Origin of the sequence: Parafrankia sp. FMc2, from assembly GCF_041008525.1 — a bacterium.
Lineage (GTDB): Bacteria > Actinomycetota > Actinomycetes > Frankiales > Frankiaceae > Parafrankia.
Map to the genome: position 1 here is coordinate 21,756 of NZ_JBFLUG010000098.1, position 7,114 is coordinate 28,869.

Sequence of the window (7,114 nt, forward strand, 5' to 3'; positions counted from 1 at the left end):
TCACAGCACCGACTCCGCCCCGGCGGAGGATCCGACCAGCGTGCCGCTCGGAGCCGTCGCCAGCGCCGCCCGCGCCCCGTCAGGCACCCGCGCCCCGTCAGGCACCCGCGTTCCGTCAGGCACCCGCGTTCCGGAGACCACTCGCGTCTCCGCCTCGAGCTCGTCGAGAAAGGCCTGGACGAACTCGCGCATGCGGACCAGATCCAGCCAGTTACCGGCGTGCCCGTGGTCGGCCCCGCAGGCCCGCACATTGGCCCGGTCGTAGGTGCGCTCGTAGCACAGGTAAGGCAGGTAGTGACGCATCTTCCGAAGCAGGACCGCCTCGACCAGGTTGTCCCGCTGCTCGGGGGCGCCGGAGAACTCCGCCTCCAGCGCCAGCCCGATCAGCGGCGGCACCCCGTAGACGAGGTCGGCCAGACTGAGCGGCCGTTCGTTGGTCAGGTGATACACCCGACCCGTCGTCGCGGCTCCCTGATCGAGGATCGCCAGCATCTCGTCGACCACCACGTCGACCGGGATCAGATTGATACTCGCCTGTCGCTTGGCGGGCAGCCGCACCGAAGGCGTGCCCTCGGGGATGTGCCCCGCTGCCTTCCACAGGAGCTCGACCACCTTGTAGAGACCGGTCCGCGAGCTCGTGCGCAGGGTGCGCGAGTGCCCGATGATGATGCTCGGGCGGAAGATCCGGACACCGACGGCATGGCTCGCCGCATGCTCCCGGACCAGCCCCTCCGCGTACCACTTGCTTTCCTCGTACACGTTGGTGAACGCCTCCGGACAGCGGGTGTCCTCCTCGGTGATCAGGCCTTCCCGGGTTCCCGAGACGTAGGCGGTGCTGATGTAGTTGACGGCGTGCAGGCCGGACGTGTCGGCCAGCTCGGCGAGCAGCCGGCGCGTGCCATCCACATTCGACGACCACACCTCGCCCCGGTCCTCCTCGCGGAAGGACAGATTGGCCGCGCCGTGCAGCACCTCGAACCCGTCTGTAGCGCGCACCCATGCCTGCCAGACCGGGTCATCCCGTAGGCGCAGCACACGCAGATCCGCAGGCAGGACAGTGATGCGGCGCGCGCACGCGCCGACGTCGAAGGCCGTCCCGCAGTCCGCGGCCGCGGTCGCCAACGCGGCCAGCACCCGCTCCCGCGGAGCGGCGTCGCGCGCCCCCCGTACCAGACACAGCACCCGCCCGTCCGGATGGGAGTGCAACCATTCCAGCAGTACGTGAGAACCGAGGAAACCAACGGTTCCCGTGCAGAGAAGATCCACTCGCTCTCTCGTTTCTTTGCCAGTCACCAGCACCGACCCATCCGGTTAATTCTCTAGCTGCTTTCGCAGCCGAATGGCCGGCGGTAACGAACCCAGCCGGTTATATCACGGGTCTCGACTTCATTAGCGCCACCAACTTCGACCACACCCGGAGAGAATCGAAGAACATCCCGGACTTTTCATCACCAAATAGCAGTACCGTGCTTCGTCTTATTGCCTTTGTAGATTGGTTTTCTTTGTAACTCCCGGCTGCGCTGACCAATCGTTGCCAAACTCGATCTTCACTGCATGGAGGAGCGGTCTGGGAAGTAGTGAGGCGCGGGTCCGGATATGGCTCGATCACCGGAATCCACCAGATCTGTCGAAGAAGGAGGGGCCTGGGCGCGACCGCGAAGACATCCTGAATGGTGGGGGTCTGGTATTCGCCATCGACCTGTCCGGGTATCGGCAGGCCGTAATCGGGTCATACCCCGGGCACAAGCTATACGCAATCCCGGTGGCCGTCGGAGCAGTCACTCGCCTGTCGAGGTGCGGCCGCAGGCCGCGGCGGTGTGCGGGCGGCCATCCGGCCGAGGTCGCCGGGGCCGCCAGGGCCGCCGGGGCCGCCGGGGCCGCCGCGAACAAGGAGGAAGTCGGCCATCTGCGGCGGCATAGACCTGTCAGACCGCCTACCTGCGGCTTCGTCCCACCAGAACCGCCCTGGTCGCCGCGCCCACCTGGCTGCCTACCGCGCCGCGGCCAGGCGGTGAGGCCGCCGGGTCTCGCGGATTCTGGACAACGTCCGACGCTTACCAGCGATGGTGCATGCCGCTTCCTGGCTGTTGCTGCCGATGACCGGCTGGAAGTGCTGTTCGTCCTGGCGCTGACCATGGGTCTGCGCCGTGGTGAGCTGCTCGGTCTGCACTGGTCGGATGTCGACCTCGGCGCGAGGTCGCTGCATGTCCAGCGATCCGTGCAGCGGGTGGACCGCGCACTCTGCCTGGTCCGGCCGAAGACCCGCGCTCCTGGAGCCGCGGAACGTCACACGACGGGTGGAGCAGCTCCGCGGACGGGCAGATCTCCCGGGGCTCCGACTACACGATCTTCGCCATGCGTACGCAACGTTCCTCCTGGCGGCCGGCCCTCCTGGCGACCGGCGTCGAACCGCGGATGGTGATGGAGCTCCTCGGGCACACGACGTCCCGGATGACGATGGAGCGCTACGGCCACGCGCTCCCCGAGCGTCTGCAGGCGGCTGCCGAGGCCGTGGACAGCTTCCTCCGCGGTCCGGCTGGGATAAGCCGGACCGCGGCCACGGCTGACGCAGCTTGGCTACACGGTTGGCTACATAACGATCAAGGAAGGCCTGACCGCGAGAGATCACCGCAGGTCGAACGAATGGACAAAACCGTCCACAATACGAACCATCACCCGAAAATCGCTGCGCCGATGACAACGCTCGAGACTATAGACATGTCAGACCGCCTACCTGCGACTTCGTCCCACTAGAACCGCCATAGTCGCCACACCCGCCCTGGTTGCCTACCGCCCCGCAGCCAGGGCGGGGACCCACGCCCACCGATCGGCACGCGTTCCCGCGCTTGGCACCGCGACCGTCCCGTTCGTCGTCGGTAGCGCCGTGATCGTCGAGGCGCTGGCGCTGGCGCTGGCGCTGGCGCAGTGCGCTCGGGCGTGAGTCAGCTGAAGGCGTCGAGTCCGGTGAGGTCGGCGGAGAGCGCCCAGAGCCGCGTGGCGCCGGCGGGGTCGGCCGCCCACGGCTTGTAGCCGCCGATCAGCATGTCGTCGGTGGTGGCGGGAGATGCGAGGTTGCAGTCCTGGCAGTAGGTGCCGCCGTGTCCCGCGAGCTGCGCGCTGGTGGCTGCCCAGAGGGCGGTCGCGGCGCCCTGGGCGGGCGTCTTGAATCCCGTGGCGGGCCGGCCGTGGGCGTCGATCCAGCCCAGAGATCGCTGCTCGACCTCCGGTATGTGCCGCTGCAGCGGGGTGAGGATGCTGCCGGGATGGACCGAGAAGGCATGGATGTCCGCGTTCCTGGCCAGGGCGTCGAGATGGAGGGCGAACAGCGCGTTGGCGGTCTTCGACTGCGCGTATGCGATCCAGCGGTCGTAGCCGGTGGTGAGCTGCGGGTCGTGCCAGCGGATGCCGGAGAGGAAGTGGCCGGCGGAGGAGAGCACGACTACCCGTGATCCGGGTTGCAGGGCAGGGCGGAGCAGGTTCACCAGGGCGTGGTGACCGAGATGATTGACGGCGAAATGCCCTTCCCAGCCGGGACCGACCCGGCTCTCGGGGATCGCCATGACCCCGGCGCCACAGATGAGGATGTCGATGGTCGTGCCGGTGTCGAGGAGCTGGTGGGCGTAGCGCCGGATGCTGCTCAGGTCAGCCAGGTCGAGCTGGCCGACGTCAACTCGTTGCATGCCGGCGGTGGCCCTTCTCCCGGCATCGGGTCGGCGGGCTGGCACAAGGACGCGCGCGCCGGCACGGCTCAGCGCTCGGGTGCTTTCCAGGCCGAGCCCGGAGTAACCACCAGTGACCAGCGCCGTGCGTTCGCTGAGGTCTGTTCCCGCGAGGACCTGGGCGGCGGTGGTGTCGCGACCGAACGGTGTTCTGGGCGGATGGTGTGGGGGTGAGGTGGTCATGCGGCGAACGTACGATCTGGAGTGCACTCCAGCTCAAGGGGAGAGGACGGGGTCCGGTGGCGGCCGAGCGCTTCTCGATCGGTGAGGTGGCGACCCGAACCGGGTTGAGCGTGGACACGCTGCGCTGGTTCGAGCGCGAAAGGTTGCTCCTACGGTCCGTCTCGCGTACCTCTGGCGGCCGGCGTGTCTACGACACCGCCGATCTGGAGTGGCTGCACCTGATCAACCGGCTGCGTACCTCCGGTATGCCGATCGCCCGCATCCGCGAGTTCGCCGGTCTGGTGCGGTCGGGGCCGGGAAACGAGGCCGAGCGCTTGGCTGTCCTGGTCGAGCACGAACAGGCTGTCCAGGTGCGGATCGCGGAGCTGGCGGAACACCTGGCCGTGATCCAGGAGAAGGTCCGGATCTACGGCGAGCATGTCCTGGCGGGCACCGCGGCGGGTCTCTGGGCCCCGGTAGCTGGGAACGACTGACAGTGCCCGTGCTCTCCGCGCCCGCATACCCGACCACGACGACACCACCGGCCTTGAAGGCATCGCACGACGTTTCGCCACTCCCAGTCGGGAGCCGACATACTAAGTAGCAAACCGGTCGAGGAACACAAGGGGACTTGAACCACCCATAATTCTCTTACCTGCACAAACGCGATGTCACCGCGACACGCGAACGGCGCTGCCCACCAAGACGATCGAAAACAAGATATTTTCGCAGGTCATCCGTAGGTGACCCTGCATGGTGGGCAAAACCGTCCACGATGCGAACCGCTATCCAAACATCACGGGGCCGACCACAGCCCTCGAGTCCTAGCTGCTCCAGGCTACGTTCTTACAGGCCCGACCGCGGGCCCCTGGTCGGCTTGACGTTCCTTTCGGGCCGCTCGGGTCGAATGGGTACGGACCGACATAGTTCACTCGCCCCCGTTGCTGACGCCGCCGAGTTGTTCGATCCGCTGAGCCGCAGGTCGGTCAGCGCGGCGACGGAGGCGGTGAGTGAGCCGTCCGACGCACGAGCAGACGGCTCCGAATCCTGTGACATGACACCGCCCGCCAGCGGCCCCCGGTGCCCTGGCAGCTCAGGGCGCGGTGAGGGCTGCGGTGGGCTGGAGGCGGGAGGCGCGGGTGGCGGGGTAGAGCCCGGCGACCGCGCCGATGACGATAGTGGCGCCGAAAGCGAGAAGCATCGCCCAGGAGGGGACGACGGCAGGCCAGGCCTGAATGGTGGCGTAGCACGTGGTGACGCCGGTGCCGAGGATGAGTCCCGCTATCCCGCCGAGTGTGGACAGGAGAAGCGCCTCGGCGAGGAACTGGTTGCGGATGTCCCCGCGTGTGGCCCCGAGCGCGCGGCGAAGTCCTACCTCGCCTCGTCGTTCGAGGACGGATATGACCATAGTGTTCGCGACGCCGATGCCGCCGACGAGCAGCGCGACGGAACCGAGGCCGAGCAGGAGCCCGCCGAGGGTGGAGTCGGCCGCGTGCTGGGCGGCGAGGGCGTCGGAGGGACGTGAAACGTCGACCTCGTTGGGCGCCGTGGGGTTGGCCGTGCGGGCGAGCAGCGTCTGCACGGCTTCGACATGGTTGGGGTCTGTGCGGGTGTACAGGGTGGTCGGGTGGGTGTCGAAGCCGAGCAGGTCGGCGGCGACGGGCCAGCCCACGAGGGCGGCGCGGTCGAGCTCGGGCGCGAGGCCGACCGGGGCGAGAACGCCGACCACGGTGAACCACTGGCCATCGAGGTAGATCTGCTGATCCGGTCCGGTCGAGTCGACGCCCAGATGGACCGCCGCCGTCGATCCGAGGACCACAGCGGGATAGTGCTGGGTCGCCTCGTTGAGGTAGGTACCGGCGACGATGTCGGCGCCGACGGTGTCGGGCAGGTCCAGCCTGGTTGTCAGCACGGCGATACTGCCGGATTCCGCAGCCGGGATGTGGTCGTTGCGGTAGACCTTGGCGTCTGGCACCAGGCCTGTGGCGCTGACCGACTCGACGTCGCCGATCACGCCGATCATTGTGACGGCCTCGGTCGGCAGGTGTGCCTGATCACCGAAGAGGTTCTGACCGGGGCTGATGGTGAGCAGGTTGGTGCCGAGTGCGGCGATCTGGCGGTGGAAGTCCTCCCGGCTGGAGGAGGAGATGCCGATCACCGAGATCATGGCCGCGATGCCGATCGCGATCCCCAGGGCGGACAGCGCGACACGCATCGGTCGCGAGCGCAGACCGGTGGCGCCGACCCGGGCCAGCTCCCGCGCCGCGAGCCGGACCGGGCGAAGCACCGGGTCGGCATCCGGCACCGGTGCGGGGTGAGTCGCAGGTTCGGACTTGCTCGTCGGCGAGGTGCCGTCCTGAGTAGGTGCGTCGGTCGTTGGTGAGGCACCGGTCGTTGATCGGGCGGTGGTCATGCGCGGGCTCCCTGAGGTGTCCGGACGTCTCCGCTGTCGCCGACCTTGTGGCCGTCCCGCATCTCGATGCGGCGTGGCAAGGCGGCGGCGATGTCGCGGTCATGCGTGATGATCACGATGGTGGTTCCGGCGGAGTGGAGCTGTCGTAGCAGGACCATCACCTCGGTCCCGGACGAGGAGTCGAGGTTGCCGGTGGGTTCGTCGGCGAGCAGCAGCGTGGGCTCGCCGACCACAGCGCGGGCGATCGCGACGCGTTGGCGTTCGCCGCCGGAGAGCTCGTGCGGCCGGTGGTGGACTCGGTGACCGAGACCGACCCGGTCGAGGGCTGCGCGTGCGCGTTCGAGCCGTTCCGAACGACGTATGCCGCCGTACAGCAGGCCGTCGGCCACGTTGTCCAGCGCCGGCACGCCAGGGGCGAGGTGGAACTGCTGAAAGATGAATCCGATGCGCTGCGCGCGCAGCGCCGAGCGCTGGTCGTCACTCAGCGCGTGGACCGGCTGGCCGTCGATGGTAACGATTCCCGTCGTCGGCCCGTCGAGGGTGCCCAGCAGGTGGAGCATCGTCGACTTGCCCGACCCGGACGGCCCGACGATCCCGACGAGCTCGCCGTAGTTGATCCGCAGGCTGACGTCGGCCAGCGCGCTGACCGGGCCGAAGCGCCTGGACACCCGGTCGAGGACGACGATGGGAACCGCGGCGCTGATGGCGCTACCTTCCCTTCGCACGGTGGATCCCGGCAGGGAGCGCTTGCGGTGCTTGTCCCGTGAGGACTGATGTGAGACGGCGCTCCTGCCTGGACCCGGCGAAGGCCTGACGCCCA

General features: G+C 68.2%; 6 protein-coding genes. 1 reads left to right on the plus strand and 5 read right to left on the minus strand.

Annotated elements, in window-relative coordinates; genetic code table 11:
* From AB1460_RS26150 to AB1460_RS26160, 3 genes are all read right to left on the minus strand, one after another.
* Positions 1–1,266: an SDR family oxidoreductase gene (locus AB1460_RS26150; RefSeq protein ID WP_368964763.1), complete on the minus strand. Its 1,266-nt coding sequence runs from the start codon at positions 1,264–1,266 to the stop codon at positions 1–3.
* Between the two features lie 724 nt (positions 1,267–1,990).
* A complete protein-coding gene (locus AB1460_RS26155) occupies positions 1,991–2,206 on the minus strand; it encodes a hypothetical protein (RefSeq protein ID WP_368964764.1) in 216 nt (71 codons plus the stop codon).
* A gap of 736 nt (positions 2,207–2,942) precedes the next feature.
* Positions 2,943–3,902 carry an oxidoreductase gene (locus AB1460_RS26160; protein ID WP_368964765.1) on the minus strand — a complete coding sequence of 320 codons (960 nt, stop codon included), beginning with the start codon at positions 3,900–3,902 and terminating at the stop codon, positions 2,943–2,945.
* 56 nt (positions 3,903–3,958) lie between these two features.
* Here AB1460_RS26160 and AB1460_RS26165 point away from each other — a divergent pair, with 56 nt between their 5' ends.
* Positions 3,959–4,375, plus strand: coding sequence for a MerR family transcriptional regulator (locus AB1460_RS26165; protein WP_368964766.1), 417 nt, complete (start codon positions 3,959–3,961; stop codon positions 4,373–4,375).
* Between the two features lie 599 nt (positions 4,376–4,974).
* Here the strand turns inward: AB1460_RS26165 and AB1460_RS26170 are convergent.
* Both AB1460_RS26170 and AB1460_RS26175 read right to left on the minus strand, forming a co-directional pair.
* Positions 4,975–6,294, minus strand: coding sequence for an ABC transporter permease (locus AB1460_RS26170; RefSeq protein ID WP_368964767.1), 1,320 nt, complete (start codon positions 6,292–6,294; stop codon positions 4,975–4,977).
* Positions 6,291–6,998 carry an ABC transporter ATP-binding protein gene (locus AB1460_RS26175; protein ID WP_368964768.1) on the minus strand — a complete coding sequence of 236 codons (708 nt, stop codon included), beginning with the start codon at positions 6,996–6,998 and terminating at the stop codon, positions 6,291–6,293. Before AB1460_RS26175 ends, AB1460_RS26170 begins: the two co-directional genes overlap by 4 nt.
* Positions 6,999–7,114: the final 116 nt, after the last annotated feature.

What these genes read in the sequence shown, in the direction of transcription:
- AB1460_RS26155 (WP_368964764.1), bottom strand. Translation starts at nt 2,206, where the DNA reads ATGCAGCGACCTCGCGCCGAGGTCGACATCCGACCAGTGCAGACCGAG.
- AB1460_RS26160 (WP_368964765.1), bottom strand. Translation starts at nt 3,902, where the DNA reads ATGACCACCTCACCCCCACACCATCCGCCCAGAACACCGTTCGGTCGC.
- AB1460_RS26170 (WP_368964767.1), bottom strand. Translation starts at nt 6,294, where the DNA reads ATGACCACCGCCCGATCAACGACCGGTGCCTCACCAACGACCGACGCA.